General features: G+C 69.8%; 24 protein-coding genes and 1 pseudogene. 11 read left to right on the forward strand and 14 right to left on the reverse strand.

Going from position 1 to position 17,694, the window contains the following annotated elements:
- Nucleotides 1-123 precede the first annotated feature (123 nt).
- Complete coding sequence (locus tag DIZ27_RS16880; RefSeq protein WP_258308410.1) at nucleotides 124-963, reverse strand: class I SAM-dependent methyltransferase; 840 nt, start codon at nucleotides 961-963, stop codon at nucleotides 124-126.
- Between the two features lie 252 nt (nucleotides 964-1,215).
- On the opposite strand from DIZ27_RS16880, the gene mshA reads away from it, so the two are divergent.
- The 3 genes from mshA to DIZ27_RS16895 all read left to right on the forward strand — a co-directional run bounded on the left by mshA (nucleotide 1,216) and on the right by DIZ27_RS16895 (nucleotide 3,971).
- Entirely contained in the window at nucleotides 1,216-2,553 is a 1,338-nt protein-coding gene (gene mshA, locus DIZ27_RS16885; RefSeq protein WP_109379367.1) for a D-inositol-3-phosphate glycosyltransferase, read from the forward strand.
- Complete coding sequence (locus tag DIZ27_RS16890; RefSeq protein ID WP_109379249.1) at nucleotides 2,546-3,058, forward strand: YbjN domain-containing protein; 513 nt, start codon at nucleotides 2,546-2,548, stop codon at nucleotides 3,056-3,058. The genes mshA and DIZ27_RS16890 overlap by 8 nt, the downstream gene beginning before the upstream one ends.
- 109 nt (nucleotides 3,059-3,167) lie before the next feature.
- Nucleotides 3,168-3,971: a hypothetical protein gene (locus DIZ27_RS16895; RefSeq protein ID WP_258308411.1), complete on the forward strand. Its 804-nt coding sequence runs from the start codon at nucleotides 3,168-3,170 to the stop codon at nucleotides 3,969-3,971.
- A 46-nt stretch (nucleotides 3,972-4,017) separates the two neighbouring features.
- On the opposite strand, the gene DIZ27_RS16900 is transcribed toward DIZ27_RS16895, so the two are convergent.
- Nucleotides 4,018-4,836, reverse strand: a complete 819-nt coding sequence (locus DIZ27_RS16900; RefSeq protein WP_109379251.1) for an AraC family transcriptional regulator — start codon at nucleotides 4,834-4,836, stop codon at nucleotides 4,018-4,020.
- Between DIZ27_RS16900 and DIZ27_RS16905 the strand changes: the two genes are divergently transcribed.
- Nucleotides 4,835-5,302, forward strand: a complete 468-nt coding sequence (locus DIZ27_RS16905) for a DUF2000 domain-containing protein (protein ID WP_181383558.1) — start codon at nucleotides 4,835-4,837, stop codon at nucleotides 5,300-5,302. The genes DIZ27_RS16900 and DIZ27_RS16905 overlap by 2 nt on opposite strands.
- Before the next feature lie 12 nt (nucleotides 5,303-5,314).
- Entirely contained in the window at nucleotides 5,315-5,803 is a 489-nt protein-coding gene (locus DIZ27_RS16910) for an HAD domain-containing protein (protein WP_109379253.1), read from the forward strand.
- On the opposite strand, the gene DIZ27_RS16915 is transcribed toward DIZ27_RS16910, so the two are convergent.
- From DIZ27_RS16915 to DIZ27_RS16930, 4 genes are all read right to left on the reverse strand, one after another.
- Nucleotides 5,792-6,700 (reverse strand): phosphorothioated DNA-binding restriction endonuclease, encoded by a 909-nt coding sequence (locus DIZ27_RS16915; RefSeq protein ID WP_109379254.1) that lies wholly within the window; start codon nucleotides 6,698-6,700, stop codon nucleotides 5,792-5,794. The two genes, DIZ27_RS16910 and DIZ27_RS16915, sit on opposite strands and share 12 nt — an antisense overlap.
- Nucleotides 6,701-6,816: 116 nt before the next feature.
- Nucleotides 6,817-7,173, reverse strand: a complete 357-nt coding sequence (locus DIZ27_RS16920) for a hypothetical protein (RefSeq protein WP_109379255.1) — start codon at nucleotides 7,171-7,173, stop codon at nucleotides 6,817-6,819.
- Between the two features lie 119 nt (nucleotides 7,174-7,292).
- Complete coding sequence (locus DIZ27_RS16925) at nucleotides 7,293-7,514, reverse strand: hypothetical protein (RefSeq protein ID WP_146228954.1); 222 nt, start codon at nucleotides 7,512-7,514, stop codon at nucleotides 7,293-7,295.
- A gap of 189 nt (nucleotides 7,515-7,703) precedes the next feature.
- A complete protein-coding gene (locus DIZ27_RS16930) occupies nucleotides 7,704-8,159 on the reverse strand; it encodes a hypothetical protein (RefSeq protein WP_258308412.1) in 456 nt (151 codons plus the stop codon).
- On the opposite strand from DIZ27_RS16930, the gene DIZ27_RS16935 reads away from it, so the two are divergent.
- Nucleotides 8,143-8,727, forward strand: coding sequence for an SMI1/KNR4 family protein (locus DIZ27_RS16935; protein WP_109379257.1), 585 nt, complete (start codon nucleotides 8,143-8,145; stop codon nucleotides 8,725-8,727). The genes DIZ27_RS16930 and DIZ27_RS16935 overlap by 17 nt on opposite strands.
- 39 nt (nucleotides 8,728-8,766) lie before the next feature.
- On the opposite strand, the gene DIZ27_RS47095 is transcribed toward DIZ27_RS16935, so the two are convergent.
- A complete protein-coding gene (locus DIZ27_RS47095; RefSeq protein WP_109379258.1) occupies nucleotides 8,767-8,904 on the reverse strand; it encodes a DUF397 domain-containing protein in 138 nt (45 codons plus the stop codon).
- Nucleotides 8,861-9,775 carry a helix-turn-helix transcriptional regulator gene (locus DIZ27_RS16945; RefSeq protein WP_109379259.1) on the reverse strand — a complete coding sequence of 305 codons (915 nt, stop codon included), beginning with the start codon at nucleotides 9,773-9,775 and terminating at the stop codon, nucleotides 8,861-8,863. The genes DIZ27_RS47095 and DIZ27_RS16945 overlap by 44 nt, the downstream gene beginning before the upstream one ends.
- A 259-nt stretch (nucleotides 9,776-10,034) precedes the next feature.
- Here DIZ27_RS16945 and DIZ27_RS16950 point away from each other — a divergent pair, with 259 nt between their 5' ends.
- Nucleotides 10,035-10,526: a VCBS repeat-containing protein gene (locus DIZ27_RS16950; RefSeq protein WP_258308413.1), complete on the forward strand. Its 492-nt coding sequence runs from the start codon at nucleotides 10,035-10,037 to the stop codon at nucleotides 10,524-10,526.
- Nucleotides 10,527-10,627: 101 nt separating this feature from the next.
- On the opposite strand, the gene DIZ27_RS16955 is transcribed toward DIZ27_RS16950, so the two are convergent.
- The 3 genes and pseudogenes from DIZ27_RS16955 to DIZ27_RS16965 form a co-directional block, all read right to left on the reverse strand.
- Nucleotides 10,628-11,056, reverse strand: a complete 429-nt coding sequence (locus DIZ27_RS16955; protein ID WP_109379260.1) for a VOC family protein — start codon at nucleotides 11,054-11,056, stop codon at nucleotides 10,628-10,630.
- 82 nt (nucleotides 11,057-11,138) lie between these two features.
- Nucleotides 11,139-11,637: pseudogene (locus DIZ27_RS16960) on the reverse strand (SDR family oxidoreductase).
- Between the two features lie 60 nt (nucleotides 11,638-11,697).
- Nucleotides 11,698-12,678, reverse strand: a complete 981-nt coding sequence (locus DIZ27_RS16965; protein WP_109379261.1) for an alpha/beta fold hydrolase — start codon at nucleotides 12,676-12,678, stop codon at nucleotides 11,698-11,700.
- 433 nt (nucleotides 12,679-13,111) lie between these two features.
- On the opposite strand from DIZ27_RS16965, the gene DIZ27_RS16970 reads away from it, so the two are divergent.
- Both DIZ27_RS16970 and DIZ27_RS16975 read left to right on the forward strand, forming a co-directional pair.
- A complete protein-coding gene (locus DIZ27_RS16970) occupies nucleotides 13,112-13,468 on the forward strand; it encodes a zinc ribbon domain-containing protein YjdM (protein WP_109379262.1) in 357 nt (118 codons plus the stop codon).
- Nucleotides 13,469-14,307: 839 nt separating this feature from the next.
- Nucleotides 14,308-14,907 carry a hypothetical protein gene (locus DIZ27_RS16975; RefSeq protein ID WP_109379263.1) on the forward strand — a complete coding sequence of 200 codons (600 nt, stop codon included), beginning with the start codon at nucleotides 14,308-14,310 and terminating at the stop codon, nucleotides 14,905-14,907.
- Between the two features lie 211 nt (nucleotides 14,908-15,118).
- On the opposite strand, the gene DIZ27_RS16980 is transcribed toward DIZ27_RS16975, so the two are convergent.
- The 3 genes from DIZ27_RS16980 to DIZ27_RS16995 all read right to left on the reverse strand — a co-directional run bounded on the left by DIZ27_RS16980 (nucleotide 15,119) and on the right by DIZ27_RS16995 (nucleotide 16,876).
- Complete coding sequence (locus DIZ27_RS16980) at nucleotides 15,119-15,319, reverse strand: hypothetical protein (RefSeq protein ID WP_109379264.1); 201 nt, start codon at nucleotides 15,317-15,319, stop codon at nucleotides 15,119-15,121.
- 394 nt (nucleotides 15,320-15,713) lie between these two features.
- Nucleotides 15,714-16,064, reverse strand: a complete 351-nt coding sequence (locus DIZ27_RS16985; RefSeq protein WP_109379265.1) for a hypothetical protein — start codon at nucleotides 16,062-16,064, stop codon at nucleotides 15,714-15,716.
- Nucleotides 16,065-16,522: 458 nt separating this feature from the next.
- Nucleotides 16,523-16,876, reverse strand: a complete 354-nt coding sequence (locus DIZ27_RS16995) for a hypothetical protein (protein WP_109379266.1) — start codon at nucleotides 16,874-16,876, stop codon at nucleotides 16,523-16,525.
- Nucleotides 16,877-17,183: 307 nt separating this feature from the next.
- Here DIZ27_RS16995 and DIZ27_RS47100 point away from each other — a divergent pair, with 307 nt between their 5' ends.
- Together DIZ27_RS47100 and DIZ27_RS17000 are read left to right on the forward strand one after the other, a co-directional pair.
- Nucleotides 17,184-17,318 carry a hypothetical protein gene (locus tag DIZ27_RS47100; protein ID WP_258308414.1) on the forward strand — a complete coding sequence of 45 codons (135 nt, stop codon included), beginning with the start codon at nucleotides 17,184-17,186 and terminating at the stop codon, nucleotides 17,316-17,318.
- A complete protein-coding gene (locus tag DIZ27_RS17000) occupies nucleotides 17,308-17,691 on the forward strand; it encodes a contact-dependent growth inhibition system immunity protein (protein WP_109379267.1) in 384 nt (127 codons plus the stop codon). Before DIZ27_RS47100 ends, DIZ27_RS17000 begins: the two co-directional genes overlap by 11 nt.
- Nucleotides 17,692-17,694: the final 3 nt, after the last annotated feature.

A 17,694-nucleotide genomic window follows, 5' to 3' on the forward strand; every position in this document is an offset into this window, starting at 1 on the left:
CCAGGGGGATGTTGCCATGTCGGCGTCCGAAGTGACAGAGGTGACGCTTCCCGGCTGCCCCTCCCCGTTATGACGCTCGCCCCGTCGATGTGACGAACGACTCACGGGGATCGTTCCCGGAGTTCACCCCCGTGGCGCCAAGGCCTCCCACCGCACCGTGACTTCGCCCTGCCGCCACCGGGCCGGCCCGTCCGTCACCGGCCAGTCGGCGGTCAGATCCCGCACCGTACGGATCCAGCGCTGGCGGGCGCCGTACGAGGCGTAGGGTGCGGCGGCGGCCCAGGCGCGGTCGAAGTCGCGCAGGAAGGCGTGCACCGGTTCGCCGGGGACGTTGCGGTGGATGAGTGCCTTCGGCAGGCGTTCCGCCAGGTCCGAGGGGCGTTCCAGGGAGCCGAGCCGGGTCGCGAAGGTGACCGTGCGCGGCCCCTCCGGGCCGAGGGCGACCCATACGTGCCGCCGCCCGATCTCGTCGCAGGTCCCCTCGACCAGCAGCCCGCCGCGCGAGCCCCTCGCCGGTTCGGCCGGGGCGAGTCGCGCGCACAGCCGCTGCCAGACGGCGGCGACCTCGGCCTCGTCGTACTGGCGCAGGACGTTCGCCGCGCGGATCAGCGTCGGCCGTCCGGGGAGCGGGACCTCGAAGCCGCCGTGCCGGAAGGCCAGCCCCTCGCGCTCGTACGGGCGGGCCGCCGCGACCCGGGCCGGTTCGATCTCGACGCCGACCACGCGCGCGCGTGGGGCCACGGTTCGCAGGCGGTGCAGCAGTTCGACCGCCGTCCAGGGGGCGGCGCCGTAGCCGAGGTCGACGGCGACGGGGTGGTCGGCGCGGCGCAGCGCGGTGCCGTGCGTGGCCGCGATCCAGCGGTCCATGCGGCGCAGGCGGTTGGGGTTGGTCGTCCCGCGCGTCACCGTGCCCACGACGGGGGTCCCCCGGGAGGGGCGGAGGGAGGCGGCGCGGGCGGTCATGCGTACGAGGGTATGGGGGCGGCCGAGCCCGCCAGGAACCGACCGGGGAGAGCCGCCGGACGACGGCCCCCGCGCCTACGCACCCGGCACTCGAACGGTTGAGCGACATTCGGTAATGATTCGGCAAAGACCCGATCCGGAGAGGCCGCCCGGAAATGGGAGCGGGCTCCTCCGGTGTTGGGGAGCTGGAGGGCCCGCACGCCCCCGAAAGTCATGCCGGAAAGTCAGGCCCACAACGAGGAGGAACGCCACGTGAGCCAGTACATCGCCAGGCTCGGGCGGCGCTCCCCCGCCGCACCCCCGCGGCTGCGACTGCATCGCAGGCCCCGCCGCGTGGCGATGCTCTCCGTGCACACGTCCCCGCTGCACCAGCCGGGGACCGGCGACGCCGGCGGCATGAACGTCTACATCGTGGAACTCGCGCAGCGCCTCGCCGCGATCAACATCGAGGTCGAGATCTTCACGCGCGCGACCACCGCCGCCCTCCCGCCCTCCGTCGAACTCGCGCCCGGCGTCCTCGTCCGGCACGTCGACGCCGGCCCCTACGAGGGCCTGGCCAAGGAGGAGCTGCCCGCCCAGCTGTGCGCCTTCACGCACGGTGTGATGCACGCGTGGGCCGGCCACCGGCCCGGGTACTACGACCTGGTCCACTCCCACTACTGGCTCTCCGGCCACGTCGGCTGGCTCGCCGCCCAGCGCTGGGGCGTCCCCCTGGTGCACGCCATGCACACCATGGCCAAGGTCAAGAACGCCAACCTCGCCGTCGGCGACACGCCCGAGCCGGCCGCCCGGGTCATCGGCGAGACCCAGATAGTGGCCGCCGCGGACCGGCTGATCGCCAACACCGTCGGAGAGGCCGAGGAACTCGTACAGCACTACTCGGCCGACCCGGACAAGGTCGCCGTCGTCCACCCCGGCGTCAACCTGTCCCGCTTCCGCCCGTCCGACGGGCGGGCCGCCGCCCGCGCCCGCCTCGGGCTGCCCCAGGACGCCCTGATCCCGCTCTTCGCGGGCCGCATCCAGCCGCTCAAAGCTCCCGACGTGCTGCTCCGCGCGGTCGCCGCGCTGCTCGACGAGCGTCCCGAGCTGCGCTCCCGGCTCTGCGTCCCCGTGGTCGGCGGCCCCAGCGGCAGCGGCCTCGCCAAGCCCGAGGGACTGCAGAAACTCGCCGCCCGCCTGGGCATCGCCGACGTCGTACGGTTCTGTCCGCCGGTCGAGCAGGAACAGCTCGCGGACTGGTTCCGGGCCGCGTCCGTCCTCGTCATGCCCTCCTACAGCGAGTCCTTCGGCCTGGTCGCCATAGAGGCGCAGGCCGCCGGCACCCCGGTGCTCGCCGCCTCGGTCGGCGGACTGCCGGTGGCCGTACGGGACGGACACACCGGCTTCCTCGTCCAGGGGCACGACCCCGAGGTCTACGCGCGCGTGCTGCTCGAATTCGCCGACCGGCCCGACCTCGCCGACCGGATGGGCGAGGCCGCCGCCCGGCACGCCCGGTCCTTCGGCTGGGACAGGTCGGCCGCCGCCACGGCCGACGTCTACACGGCCGCGACGCAGGCCCACCGCCGTCACGTACGCTCCCAGCATGGCTGAAGCGGAACAGCAGCAGGCGGCGGCACAGGTCATCGAGGGCGTCCTCAAGGACGCCGAACTCGACTGGGAGAGCCCCGCGGCCGGCACGTACGTCGTGAAGCTCCCCGGCACCCGCAAACTGTCCACGACGGTCTCCCTCATCGTCGGCCGGCACTCGCTCTCCCTCAACGCCTTCGTCATCCGTCACCCCGACGAGAACGAGGCCGCCGTCCACCGCTGGCTCCTGGAGCGCAACCTCAAGCTGTACGGCGTGAGTTACGCCGTGGACCCGCTCGGCGACATCTACGTCACCGGCCGCTTCCCGCTGCCCGCCGTGACCCCGGACGAGGTCGACCGGCTGCTCGGGCAGGTCCTGGAGGCGGCCGACGGCAGCTTCAACACCCTGCTGGAACTGGGTTTCGCCACCGCGATCCGCAAGGAGCACGCCTGGCGGGTGTCGCGCGGGGAGTCGACGCGGAACCTGGACGCGTTCACCCGACTCATCGAGCGCCCCTCGGACGGGTAGGGACCGCGCAGGTCGCGGCAGAGCCCCGAACGGACGTGCGGACGCGGGCTGTTAGCCTGCCGCGATCCGGACCCTGTCGGTCAGGGTCCCGTGCATGAAGAGGACACGCATGCGCATTGGCAGATCCGCCCTCACGGCCGCGCTCACCGGAGCGCTCGCCCTCGGGGCGTTCACCGCACCGCCCGCCCAGGCGGCGGACACCGGTGTCAAGGTGTCGAACATGGTCGTGAACAAGGGCAAGCCCATCGTCGTGGGCATCTCCGAGGAGAAGTACCCCAGCGTCAGCTTCCGCATGACCTGGCCCGCGGGCTACACGTCCCGCGACATCACCGCGTTCCCGTACCTGTACCACGACACCACGGCCGCCAAGGGACTGGACAACGGCGGCATCCGCACGGGCCACGTCATCTACTACGACGACACCCCCAGCTCGGCGAAGGTCGAGGGCGATCTCTACATCGACCCCCGGTGGACCCTGGACTCCAACAACGACGCCACCACCTGGAAGACCGCTGTCTGGATCCGTCTCTGGGCCTCCGAGACCAAGCTCAAGGCCGAGGAATACCTGCCCGTCTCCGGCACGGTCCAGGTCAAGCGCGCCGCGCGGGCCACGGTCAACGCCTCGCCGGAGCCGGTCGCCAAGAACAAGACGCTCACCGTGACGGGCAAGCTGACGCGCGCCGACTGGGTGAAGAACGCGTACGTCGGCTACGGCAACAAGCTGGCCAAGCTCCAGTTCCGCAAGGCGGGCACCAGCACCTACACGACGGTCAAGTACGTGCGGGCGAGTTCCACGGGCGCCCTGAAGACCACGGTCAAGGCCACGACCGACGGCTACTGGCGCTGGACGTTCGGCCAGACGTCCACGACCGGCGGAGCGACGGCGGCGGGCGACTACGTCGACGTGAAGTGACGCGACGGCACGAGCCGTCCCGGCCGGTGGCCCGCTTCCCCAGGGGCTACCGGCCTCCCGCCCGGTATCGGCCCGGTGTGACACCGACCAACTTCCGGAAGTGCCGGGTGAGATGGGCCTGGTCGTAGAAACCGGTGGTCACCGCGACCTCGCTCGGCGACCTCCCGTCGAGCAGCAGCCGACGGGCCCGGCCCACCCGGCGGGACATCAGGTACTGGTGCGGCGCGATGCCGTAGGCACCGCTGAACGCCCGTACCAGGTGCGCGGGATGAACGGACAGCAGCCCCGCGGCCTCCGCCAGACCGAGCCCCTCCACGACCCGCGCGTCGAGCAGTTCGCGCAGCCGCCGGGCGAGGACGGGAGCCCGCCGGGGCGCCCGCGCGGCATCGTCCCGGGACCGCAGATGGGCCCGTAGCCGCTCCCCGACGAGCGTCAGCCTGCTCTCCGCCTCCAGTTCGTCACCGGGCCCCACGAGCGCCGCGTGCACCTGCCCGACCCGCCGCCGCAGCAGGGGATCACGCAGGTCGGGCCGGTCGACGGCGGCCCCGATGAGGTCGTCCCCGAGGTGGGTGCCGTCGAGGTAGAGCACCCGCTTGCGGAAGCCGTCCGGGGTGGCGGGGGCACCGTTGTGCGGGACATGGGGCGGCAGCAGCGACACGGTGTCGTGGGGGGTGCCGTGCTCGTGCCGGTCCAGGTCGTACCGCACGGCGCCGTCGTCGACGATCAGCAGCGTCCAGGCGTCGTGGACGTGCATCGGGTAGGCGTACTCGGTGAAGCGGGCGTGGAACACCTCCACGACGCCCGGGACCCGGGGCCGCCAGGCGGAAACGGTGCGCCGGGGGCGATCCGCGCGCGCTGCGGGCATGCAAACAACGTACAAGACGGGGACGTACGCCGATCGGCAGTCTCGAGGCATGAGCACACGCTTCGACACGAAGATCGCCGTCCTGCTGCGCGAGGACCTGGAGACCTGGCAGCGCCTCAACGTCACCGCCTTCCTGGTCAGCGGCCTGGGCACCCAGGTACCCGACCTGATCGGCGAGCCCTACGAGGACGCGGACGGCGTGCCCTACCTGCCGATGTTCCGCCAGCCGGTGCTGGTCTTCGAGGGCACCAAGGAGACCCTGAAGGCGGCGCACTCCCGGGCGCTCTCCCGCACCCTGCCCCGCGCGGTCTTCACCGGCGACCTGTTCGCCACGGGCCACGACGAGGCCAACCGCGCGGCGGTCCGGGCCGTGGGCACGCCGGACCTGGACCTGGTCGGCCTGGCGGTGCACGGCCCGAGGAACGCGGTGGACAAGGTCCTGAAGGGGGCGCGGATGCACCCGTGAGACGGTGGGCGCATGCCGGTCCCACCGCCTCGCCCGTTCCTCTTCCTGGACGTGGACGGCCCGCTGATCCCCTTCGGGGAGGGTGCGCGGGAGCCGCTCACGCACGAGGGCAACCCCCTGCTGGGCCGTCTCGACCCCACGGTGGGCCCGCGCCTGCTCGCCCTGCCCGGCGACCTGGTGTGGGCGACGACCTGGCGGCACGAGGCGAACGACACGATCGCCCCGCGCCTCGGTCTGCCCAGGCTGCCGGTGGTGGACTGGCCGGAGGACGATGCGCCCGCCCCGCGCGGCCTCAACTGGAAGACGCGCCCCTTGTCGGAGTGGGCCGGGCAGCGCCCGTTCGTCTGGCTGGACGACGAGATCGGCCCGATGGACCGCCTGTGGACCGAGTCGGCCCACCCGGCACCCGCCCTGCTGCACAGGGTGGATCCGGCGAGGGGGCTGACGGAGGAGGACTTCACGGTGACGGAGGAATGGCTGCGCAGGCGTTCACCCCGATGACGAGGCGGAGTGAGCCGGGCGCGGGTCGCCCTGGAAGACCTGCGCGAGATGCCAGGCGCGGTGCGGCGCCGCGACGGGGGCGGTCCCCGGCTGCGGGCCGATGAGGGGCCGTCCGGAGAGCTCGGTGACCTGCGCGCGGGCCGCGTCACCGTGCCCGACGAAGCGCTGCGAGACCAGGACGCGGTGGCCCTCGCCGACACCGAGGACGCCCTTGTCGAAGAGCTTGTGGTGCAGCGAGCACAGGCACAGCCCGTTGTCGACGTCGTCCGGACCGTCGAAAGCCCACCAGCGCACATGCGCCGCCTCCAGCCCCACGGGCACGCTCCCGATCCGGCCGTCGTAGCCGCAGAAGGCGCACCGGTGCTCGTAGGCCGTCAGCACCAGCTCCCGCATCCGGCGGTCCCGCTGCTGCCTGTGGAAGGACGGCAACGGTCCGGCCTCCGCCGGCTCCGGCACCAGCCCGACGGCTTCGCACAGGTCGGAGTGGAGCGAGGGCGGGAAGTTCGCGTCGAGCAGCGCCCGTACCATGCGCCCGAGCAGGGCCGGCTCCCTCCTCAGCGCCGCCCGCAACTCCGGCGCGAGCCGCCCGGCGGCGTTCGTCGCGCGCAACTCCCGCACGCCGGTACCCGGACTGCCGGACCCCCGGTCGCTCCGCACCTCCCACACCCCGTCACTGACCAGGTGATGGAACGGGTAGGCGGGCGTGGTCGGACGGGGCGGACCGTACTCGGCCAGCAGCCGCTTCAGGTCTTCCTCGACCGAGCTGTAGGCCAACTCCCCGTCGGCATCCTCCCGGAACCGGCCGAGGGCGTACAGCAGGAGCAACGGCTTGTGCGGGGCCCGGACCCCGCTCCTGCTCCACTGCCTCAACTCCGTTGCGCGCTCCACCCAGTTCATGGCCCGTGATCGTAACGGTGGCCCGGCGGGCAGCCGGATCGCATGTTGACCACGCGCGGTGCCCAGGTGCTCCGGCCGGGCACGCGGGCGAACGGGACGTCCTCGCTCGGTCAGGTTCAGTGGTTTCGGTCGCCGGCCCGTGTGCGGATGCGGCACATCAGGGTGAAGACGCCCAGGGCCGCCGTCGCGCCGAGTCCGGTGGCCAGCGCGTCACCGACGTACCGGCCCAGATCCGGGCGCAGAAGATCGACGGCCCCGAACAGGACGACGACCCCCGCGAAGGCCGCCGCGACCGCGGCCGGCCAGACGCGGTGGCGCGTCCAGAACCACTGGACGAGCCCCATGCCCAGGAGGGGTGCGACCGCGAGGCCCGGCTCGTCCAGGGCGGCGAACACGGCGTACCCCAGGCAGCTGACCATCCAGCAGGCCAGGGTCACGAGCAGGGCCTCGCCCCAGGAGACGCGCCGGTTCACACCCGCCGCCCCTCGCTCGCCACCCGGCCGGCGCGGCGCTCCCGCCACCGCCGGACCGCCCCGGCCACCAGGGAGAAGACCACCAGCGGACCGGCGATCCAGCGGATCAGGTTCAACGGTCAGACCGGTTCCTCACCGGCTATCCGGCCCATCTCCTCCGCGGCGAGGCCCACCCCCAGGAGCAGGTAGCCGAGGCCCCAGGTGCGGACGAGCCACCCGGGTCCTCGCATGATCACCGGAGACCCCAGGGGCCGACGCAGGGACGTCCATCCCAGCCATGTGCAACCCGCCGCCATGACCAGCATCAACACACCCACGGCCATGTCCGCCAGCTCTGCCATGAATTCGAGCATCTGCCCCACCGCCTCACGCGCACCCGGTCAGGGCCGTGACCGACGGCCCGATCGGAAACGATCACCCGTCATGATGACCGCTCGACCAGGCCCCCGCATCCGCCCGGTACGGCAAAGAGGTCACGCTGCGGCCTTCCGGCATCCGGCAGCCCCCGCCTCCGGCGGATCACCACCGGCTCACGACCCGTCCCATATCCCCAGCCGCTTGAGCCGACGCTGCCGAAGCCGCTCCAGGAAGGCGAAGAGAGCGAACACGGATCCCATGAGCAGCCCGACGACCACGGCGAACAGACCGTCGGACTCCTCTTCGGACCCGATCACCGCGAAGAGGAGCGCGAAGGGAACGCCCGTGCAGAGACCGAACAAGACCGGGTGACGGGCCACCCATCGATGGACCCGGGCCGGCCGCTGATGCCCGCCCAGGGCCTGGTCCAGGGCCCAGAAGGCATTTCCCGGTGATCTCCATAATTCCTTCACGCCGAAAGAATAGGGCAACTGATCGACGGTGTCCCCGGATGCCGATCCGGAACCACCTTGGCTGTCCTGGCTGTTCTGGCTGTCCTGATCGCTTCGCCCGGACAGCACCGCACTGCGCCGGGCTGGCATGATCCGGCGCATGACGTCGTCGGTCACCGAGTCCTGGATCCGTATCGAGACGTGGCTCGCCGGGCACGCACCGAGGACGTTCGCCGCGCTCGCACCACCCGCGGAGCGCTCGGACGTCGCCGCGACCGAGCGGACCATCGGCCGGTCCCTTCCCGAGCCGTTGACGGAGTCCCTGCTGCGGCACGACGGAACGGGCTACCGCGATCTGCTGCCGCCGTTCTGGAACCTGCTCGACGCGAAGGGCATCGCCGAGGACTGGAGCCTGCGCATGAGGATCCACGGCGATGGGCTCGACGATGCGGAAGAGGGTGACCCGGACGGGGAGTACGGCCCGTGGTGGCATCCCCTGTGGGTTCCCTTCGCCGCAGACGGTGCCGGTGACTACCTCGTCATCGACCAACGGGAGTACCGCCGCAGAGGACGGATCGGCGACGCCGACCACGAAACGGGGTGTTCCTTCAGGCCGCACCCCATGTGGGCCTCGCTCCCGGCCCTCCTGGACGCGACGGCCACCGCCCTGGAGACCGGCGAGATCGTGGACCGTTACCGCCGTGTGGTGGTCGACGGGACCGAACTGGACTGGGAGATCGTCTGAGCGTTTGGGACGCCACCGCGTGACCGGTGCCCAGCAGGCTCAGATCCGGCGCCGGTCGGTTTTCAACTCCCCTATGAACGCCGTCCAGGAGACTGCCCCGAAGGACAGGGCGGGACCGTGCGGGGCCTTGCTGTCACGGACGGGGACGACGCCGGGGCATCCGTCCGCCACCTCCACGCAGTTGCCGCCCTCCTGATTGCTGTAGCTGCTCCTGCGCCAGGCGGCGTCGTTCGGATCGGGACGGGACGTTCGCTCCACGGTGGTTGTCCTTCATCACGGATCGGATCATGCCGAGCGACATGAGCGGGGGCAGAGCTGCCGCCCGCAGTCGATCGTAGGTCAGGGAGAAGCTCCTCACCTCGTCCGGATCCTCGATGAGTTGGCCGTAGTGCGCCCCTTCCGTGTAGGCGACCTCCGAACCGTCCGGCAGGGTGAGGACCGTGAGCGAGCCGCCCATGGCATCGTGTTCTCCCTGGTCGAACGGCATTACCTGCACGGTGATGTGAGATCCCGCCGCGGCTTCGAGCAGGCACGCCAACTGCTCGCGCATCACCGCCCGGCCACCGACGGGACGTCTGAGCACCGACTCGTCGAGAACCACCCACAGCTCGGGTCGATCAAGTGCGCCAAGGCGCTCCTGCCGTCCCATGCGGGCGGTGACCCGCTCTTCCAACTGCTCTTCACTGCCGAGCGTTCGGCCGACTTTCAGCACCGCCCGTGCGTAGTCCTCCGTCTGCAACAAGCCAGGGACCACATGAGCCGCGTACTCGCGGATGTCCACCGCCCGCTCCGCGTACGCCATGAACCTACGTGACCAGTCCGGGAACGCCTCCCGGTACACGTACGGCCACAGGTCGACCAGCAGGTTGTCCGCGCCGAGCACGGCGTCCAGCGCATGCGCCAGCTCCAGCGTCGGCCTCGCCCCCGAGGCCTGCTCGATCTGGATGATCCGGGTGCCCGCCACGTGGGTTCTCACGCCGAGTTCGGCCTGGGTCAGTCCGGCCGCCGTACGGAGCTTGCGCACCCGTGAGCCGAACAGGGCGGCCATGGAGGCGCTGGGGTCAATTCCGTTGGCCAAAGCGTCACTTCCGTCCCTTACAAGGGGAAAGGTAATGCTGCGTCACCTTCCGAGCGTAGGGCGATTCCGCGGCTCTCGAGTACGGAACGTGACGGATCGCGCGCAACACGAGACGTCCCGTGGGCGGAACACGCCCTCCGTTCACAGCCATTGAGCACGCGTACGCGTCCAAGATCGCAAGATCGCAGTTGCAGTCACCTGCGGAGCCCTTTCTGGACAACGGAAAGTCATGAGCACCTCACGCATCGTCCTCGCCACCGCGGTCGCCCTCGCGGCAGCGGTCTGCACCCCGCTCCTCACCGCCCCCACAGCGGCCGCGGCCCCCGCCAAGCTCGCCGACGACTTCAACGGCGACGGCCACCGCGACTTCGTCATGCTCGGCGGGACACACGGCAAGGACGGCCGGGTCACCGTCGTCTACGGCACGTCGACCGGCCCCGGCACGCGCGTCCAGACGATCCACCAGGACTCGCCCGGCATACCCGGCGCGGTGGAGAAGGGCGACAGCTGGGGGTTCGCCGCGACCAGTGCCGACCTCGACCGCGACGGCTACGCCGACCTGATCGTCGACACGAACGAGCAGCTGGACAACACCCGTTGGGGAATGGTCCACCTGCTGAAGGGTTCGAAGACCGGCATCACCGGCACTGGTTCGAAGACGTTCACGGTGAACTCGCTCAAGCTGTCGTACAAGAACCTCGGCGGCCCCTTCCCGCACTGACGGCCGAGGACCGCCTGCCCCACGGCATCCAGCAGGCGGTCCGGCCCGACTTCAGGGAGCGGAGCACGGAGCAGGGCGCTGCCCGCTCGCTGCGGACGCGTTCACACGACGGGCTCGCCGATGCCCAGCAGGTTTCCCTCGCTGTCGCGGAACCAGACGGCGCGTTCGCCGCGGGCGCCCTTGCTCGGGTAGTTGCCCTCGATCTCGGCGATCCCGTCCTCCGCCGTCCGGAACCCCGGCAGGTCGACCACCTCGAACACCACGCCGCGCCGCCTCAGCTCCGCCACGACCGCTTCGATGTCGTCGACCTGCCACCCCATCTGCGTGAAGGCCCCGGACGCGGCCCCCGCCGACCGGAACACGGCGAACTCCGTACCGCCGCACCGGTACAGCAGCCCGCCCGGCCGCTCGTCGACGGGCTCCAGGCCGAGCTTCTCGGAGTAGAAACGCCGCGCCCGCTCCAGGTCCTGGGCCGGCAGCCTGGTCGCCACGCGTCCCCGGGCCAGAAGATTCCTGCCGTCTGCCTCCATGCCTCCCCACTGTGCCGTGACCGGCGGCCGATCGGACGGAGGGCAGGCAGGGCGGACGGGGGACCTGTGCCTTGGCGGGGACCTACGCCTTGAAGGCGTTCGTGTGCTCCACGGCCCACCGGGCGAAGGTACGGGCCGGGTGGCCGGTGACCTCGTTGACGGTGTCGACGACGGTACGGCCCACCTCGGGGGTGTTGCCGTACACCTCGAGCAGGAAGCCGATCACCTCCTCGGGCCGGCCCGCCGCCGTTCAGTACGGGGACCCGGCGTACGCCGGCCGCGCGGGCCCGGTCCAGGATGCGCGGGCCGGTCTCCAACGGGGCGAAGAAGGCCCCGCCGAAGGTGATCAGGTGGAGGCCGGTGACGCCCTCCAGGGCCGGGACCAGGCTGTCGGGTTCGGTCAGATCGCCCTGGACGACCTCGGCCTCCGCCGGGAGGGCGGCCCGTGCCGGGTCCCGGGTGAGGGCGCGCACCGCGTGGCCGCGGGCGAGCAGTTCGGCGACGACCTGACGGCCGACGGTGCCGGTGGCACCGGTGACGAGGGTCTTCTGCGTTTTCTGCGTCTGCTGTGTCTGCGCCATGGCACGAGCGTAGGAAGCGCTGCGGTCAGATTCTGTCCGCATGGATGCCGGAGGGGTGCGTCAGGCGGGCAGCGCGGTGAGCCAGTCGGTCAGGAGCCGGTTGACCTCGGCGGGGCGTTCCTGCTGGATCCAGTGGCCGCAGCCGTCGAGGAGGTGGGAGGAGACCAGGCCCGGCAGCGTGACCGGATACCTCTCGATCGCTTCGGCCAGCCAGGTGGCGGAGGCGTCGAGACCGCCGCCGATGAACAGGGACGGCTGGGTGACGGGAGCGCCGTCGAAGGCGGCGAGGTCCTCCCAGTCGCGGTCCATGTTCCGGTAGCGGTTGAGCGCTCCGGTGAAGCCGGTGCGTTCGAACTCCCCGGCGTAGACGTCGAGATCGCTCTCGCCGAGCCAGGTGGGCAGTCGGCCGACGGGGAACCGGTCGCGCATCCTCCCACCCCTGCTGACGAAGTGCGGGGCGGGGGCTCCGGGCGCGGGCATGGTGTCGGCGGACAGGGCCGCGTACAAGCCCGCGAGCCAGCCGCGTACATCGGGTTCGATCTCGGCCTCGGCGCGGCCCGGCTCCTGGAAGTACGAGACGTAGAACTCCTCGTCCCCACCCATCCGGGCGAAGACCTCGCTGGGGCGGGAGCCGCCGCGCGGGGTGTAGGGAACGCTCAGCAGTCCCACCGCGCGGAAGACGTCCGGTTTGAGCAGGGCGGAGTTCGCGGCGATGGGCGCGCCCCAGTCGTGGCCGACGACCACCGCCGACTCCTCGCCCAGGGCGTGCACCACCGCGACGTTGTCCTCCACCAGGGCGAGCATCCGGTACGCGTCCGTCGCGGCCGGCTTGGAGGAGCGGCCGTAGCCGCGGACATCGAGGGCGACTGCGCGGTACCCCGCCGCCGCGAGCACCGGCAGCTGGTGGCGCCAGGAGTACCAGGACTCCGGGAAGCCGTGCACGAGCAGCACCAGCGGCCCGGTTCCCTGCTCCGCGAGGTGGATCCGGCCTCCGGGTGAGGAGATCGACCGGTGGGTGATCTCCGCAGCGTTCTGGTCCATGCGTTCTCCTCCAGGGCCGGTGGTCTCCTCTGGACCGATCATGCAAAAGATTCGGCTGAGAGGACGAGCCCGTTTGCCGACCCGGCAAACCCGGACAACGCCCGCTGGAACCTGCCCCTCTGGCAGTCGAGGAAACCCAGCCACGCTTTCCCAGAGCCCACCCGAGCCCGATCGGTTCCGAAGAGGAGACGGCCGACGGCCTCGAGCCCAAGGCCCAGCGTCCCGCCAGTGCCGTCCGGTCCCGGTGACCGTACGCGCCCGGCGGCCGACCGCGCGGTGCATGGCGGAGGGGGCCCGCCGTCGGCGTCGGACGGGTCGGCCGAGCCGTGACCGCGCCGGTGGACGAGATCCTCCCAGGAGCCCGCAGCCACCTGCGGAAGGAGCACCCCGGGCTTGTTCGCCGGTCGTACCGATGTCTGGATACGCTCGCGAGATGATGGAGAACCTTCCCCCCTGCCCGAAATGCTCCTGTGAGTACACCTACGAGATGAATTCCCTCGTCGTGTGCCCGGAGTGCGCACACGAATGGGCCCCCGAGAGCGGCGCGGAGAACGAGGGCGCTGCCGTGGAGCGCGTCGTGAAGGACGCCGTCGGAAACGTGCTGCAGGACGGCGACACCGTGGTCGTCGTCAAGACGCTCAAGGTCAAGGGCAGCCCGACGGGCATCAAGGCTGGCACCAAGGTGCGCAACATCCGGCTGATCGACGGCGTCGACGGCCATGACATCGACTGCAAAATCGAGGGGTTCGGGGCGATGCGGCTCAAGTCCGGCGTCGTGAAGAAGGGCTGATCGACGGTGACCGGCGGAGGGCGTCGATCACCGCTGATTCCTCGCCCTCCGACAGGGCCACCCGGACGTCGGGAAAGCTCGCCGTGTGCGGTGCCGGGGCGGGAGCCCGTGCCCACGGGCATGACATACCTGTCCCATGGCGCGAGCACTTCGGCTGCCACTGTCCGAATGCCGCTCGGTTGAGCGCTCATGTGACACTCTCCCGCCGACTGCTCACGCTTTTCCACGAGGTATCCGCCTCCGACCGCCCCGCAGCCTCGGGACCGCCGGTCAGTCCTCCCGTTCGGTCCGTTCGCGGCAGTCCAGCGGGTAGTTGCAGCCGCTCCGGTGTCGACGCCCGTACGGAACGGGATGCCGTCGCTGTCGATGTGCGCCGTGCCGCCGGTCAAGCCGATGGTGTTGTTGCCGTGAGCGCCACGCTGCTGGATCGCGTGAGTGATCTGGTGACTGATGCAGCCCGCCTGAGTCACAGCAGGGCCGGTCTCATCCGGAGAGGGGGGTCGCCGCGGTCCGCTCGGTCGGGACCGGGATCCGGCCCATCGCGATGGGAGCGCAAGCGCAGCGCTGAGCGGCAAGGCGCCCTCTGTCTGCTTCTCCCCTTTCGGTCAGGTTTGCTCGTCGTTTCACTTGACGGCTGACTTGGTTGCCGAAAGTGCCGTTGGGACGGGTGGGTACCCTTTTGAATCTCGCATCATTTCTCTGCGCTTGCCACGTTCCGCCGGTGACGTGGGAGGATTCTTCTGCTGTTCCCCCAGTGGGAATTGAACGGGAGTTGAGTGATCGTTTTCGTGGTAGAGTTTCAATGAATTCGCAGGACGCCACGAAAAAAGGGGAATGGCGTGAACACCGAGAAGGTCACGGCTCGACGTCTTACGGCCGAAGAGGTTTCGGAGTTGAGTCTCCAGGACGGAATCTTCGTCTCGGCGGAGATGGACGGCCTTCCTCTCGACTGCTACGCCCCGGCTTCCCTTACGAAGCCGGGCAAGAATTTTGAGGGAGGGTCCTTCGCCGCGAGGACGATATTCGGTCAGGAGATCAGTGTTCTCCCGGACAATGCCGAAGAGCCCGGGATCTGGGTTGCCGACGAGGCAGGTGAAGAAATCGAGGTTCTTCAGAATGCGGGCGTCCTCCTGAATCTCGCCCTCTTCGTACCCAACGGGAACAAGGAATCTCTGGAGGCGCTCTACTCCGCCGCCCGGGAAGCCTTCGGCGCGGGGATCGTTCAGCGCTGGAGCGAGGAGGTCGTCACGGTGCCGGATGTCAAGGTCGACTTGTTCGAGGAGCCGGCCCGGGGGCGGAAGAACGCGAACAGTCAGAACCGTGACCGCCGTGCCTTGGACATCTACCCGACCCGAGTGCGCTTCATGGAGCCCAGTGATGGCTGGAGGTTCGTTGTCGAACCGCACAAAGAGATCGTCGATGAGACACCGACGATCTGACCTGGTGGCAGGTTAGCCTCGGTCTTTCGCGGGAGCCCGTCAGCTTGCTGGCGGGCTCTTCTTCGTCTGTCGGGGTCAGCCGTTGATGTCGTTCACCATGCGCGGCCTTGACGGATGCGACCCGTCGGTCACTCAGCAGGCTGGGGAGGCAGCCCGGAGCTGTTCGCGCCGATGCCGGGCGAAGGTGTCGACGGCATGTCGGGGAAGTGCGTCACGCTTCTTCCAGGGCTTCCCCGAACTCGCGCAGCACTTTGCCGTGGCGGCTGCGGGCGAGTTCGTGCCCGACGCCTATGGCGAGCGCGATGGGCCAGTCAATGAGTTCGAGTGCCGCGAGGAAGCCGAGGCCCGCGAGGAATGCGAGCTGGTCCCCGGGCGGCAGTTCGAGCCGCCGGTCGCCTATGCGGACGGTCATCGTATTGCCTGAGACGACGTGTTCAGCCGCGGCGCGGGGCCCGTGGGGCCTCGTGATCGGAATCGGCGCACCGGAAGGCGCGGTGCCGGGGGCCGTCCCGCTTGCTTGCGTGGTCATGTCGTATTCCGTTTCATCGGCCGGTGCCGGGCATCCGCTCGATGTCCTTCTTCCACGCTATCTCCGTACGGTCTGGTGCTCTGGTTCGGAAGAGCGCGTAACCGGATGCGGCGTGACCTGTCGCGACGCCGGCCTGCGTGTTTCCGGACGGCGCTCTGTTGTTTCCCGGGGCTCCCCGCTGCTCCCCGTTCCGTCGGGCGCGTCATCGGCAGTCGAGCGGCGTTCGGGGTGATCGCCGGCGTCCGCCTCCGTACGCGTTCGTCCACCGCGGTTGCTGTCAGCTGCTGGTGTTCGCTTCTCGGCGGCGGAACAAGTGTCGGGTGCCGCGCACGAAGAGGACGAACACCGTCCGGACGGCCATGAACACGGTGGTGAGGGCGAGCGCACGGGCGATCACATCAGAGACCGTGGTCCAAGGATCGGGTACACCGAGGAGGAGCGGGAGCTCTGCGACCGCTACGGTCAGCCCGAACATGAACGGCAGCCACTCCCAGTGGGTCCGTGAGCCCCACCTCACTGCTGTCTGCCGCCTGTGCCGACGCCGACGGGTTGCCCGGCTGAGGATGACGCTCAGGGCGATCATCGAAACGGGCGCCCACAGGTCCCACCAGTGCACGGTGAGCTGCACCGCTCCTCCCCCTGCGGTTCTGAGGCCTGTCTGTACGGGCGGTGAGCCTATCGCGCGGTCGGCGGAGCGGCTTCGGCGCGAGTGATCATGGCCCCGTGAGCTTCCGGAACGCCGGGCAGCCTGTGGGCCTGTCCGTCACTGACTTCGGCGTTGTGAGGTCAGGGCGGTGTTCACGAGCGGGTGAGTGGTCGCCATCGGTCGTCGTGGGCCGCTGTAGAGCGGCCTCGGACGACTCAGGGACTGCCCGACCTTGACCGGTGCGGGACCACGTTCGGCTGACGACGGCCACCTTCGAGGTGACCCGTCTGAACCTCAGCCGACGACAGTCAGCCACGCCGACGGAGAAGTCACCGGACTGACCGCGGATCTTCAGCAAATGTGGCCCAGGCCTCAACGGGGGCAACTGGACCCACAGACCGCAATCTACGGTCAGCACGGTTCCATCCCATCCGGTGCGGTCAAGCCCGGTTGATCCGGGCAGCGATCCCATGACCGATCAGCAAATAGATAACGGCCGGGAGACCGTAATTGAGAGCAACGCGCAGGCCTTCTGTGTCCATCGTGAAAATGTCTCGTGCCCATCCGGAGAGCCAGTCCGCCGTTCCGTGCACGAATTCAACGAAGGGATTCGCCTGGTTCGCGTCGAGCAGGTAGAGCACGATCCACAGGCCCAGCAGACCTGCCGCAACGTCGGCGATCGTGCAGATCGTGAGGGCTGCGCGCCGTGCAGTGGCCTCGTTGCGCGCGGTGCGGTCGGGCCTCGGGGGCTGGTCGTACGCCTGGTACCCGGCAGCCGGGTCGATGTTGTTCACAACAATTTCCGATCTGACGCTGTTCTGTCGGCAGGGCCGGCCCAGGGAGCGAGATTTCAGCCTCGGCTTGTGGCCTGTTTCCACATAGCTCTGCGTCGTGCGAGCGCCATTGCGTTACACGCGGTTTGCTGCAGCACCACATATGGCAGCCTGTTCGGGCACGTACCTAAATGTTTGCCAGCGAGGTACATTTCGGGCCGCATGGAAAAGCCGTCCAGACATGACCGTCCCTGCGTAGAACTCGTCACACGATCTTGTTGAGGTTCCCTGGACGGGGGTGACCGGTCTGGCGATTCGACCGTGGCGGGTGGCCAGGACGACGCGCTGCTGCCACCGCGAAGACCTGCTCGTCGCCGGTCTCGCCAAGTCCGGCAAGCTCGCCCTCGAAGGTGTCGAGGGCTGCGTAGGACAATCGGGCGGTGAGGAGCCCCTTGAACCGTGACCGCTCTCTCGAAGAGCTTGAACGCGACCGATGGCCGGCCCCGGCAGCCGACGCCACCCGTCTTGCCGCTGCTGCACACGCCTTGCGGCGTCGGCCGATCGGCGAGCTGACCGTCGAGGACATGCGTTTGTTGATCGGGCAGGACATAGGACTGCCCTATCTCCTGCCACTGGCACTGGAGGTGCTGCGGGACAACCCGATGGCAGAGGGGGACATGTACGAAGGTGATCTGCTGTCCGCAGTCCTCACCAGGAACCCGGCGGTCTGGACCGGTTCTTCCGAACTGGACCGAGAGCTTCGCGTGATCGTCTCAGAGTTGACCGACCTGCCGCCTGACCTGCGACAGAAGGCTGAGCGGTTCCTGGCTTCATGAAGC

Origin of the sequence: Streptomyces sp. NWU339, assembly GCF_003143855.1 — a bacterium.
In the GTDB taxonomy this organism is placed as follows: Bacteria; Actinomycetota; Actinomycetes; order Streptomycetales; family Streptomycetaceae; genus Streptomyces.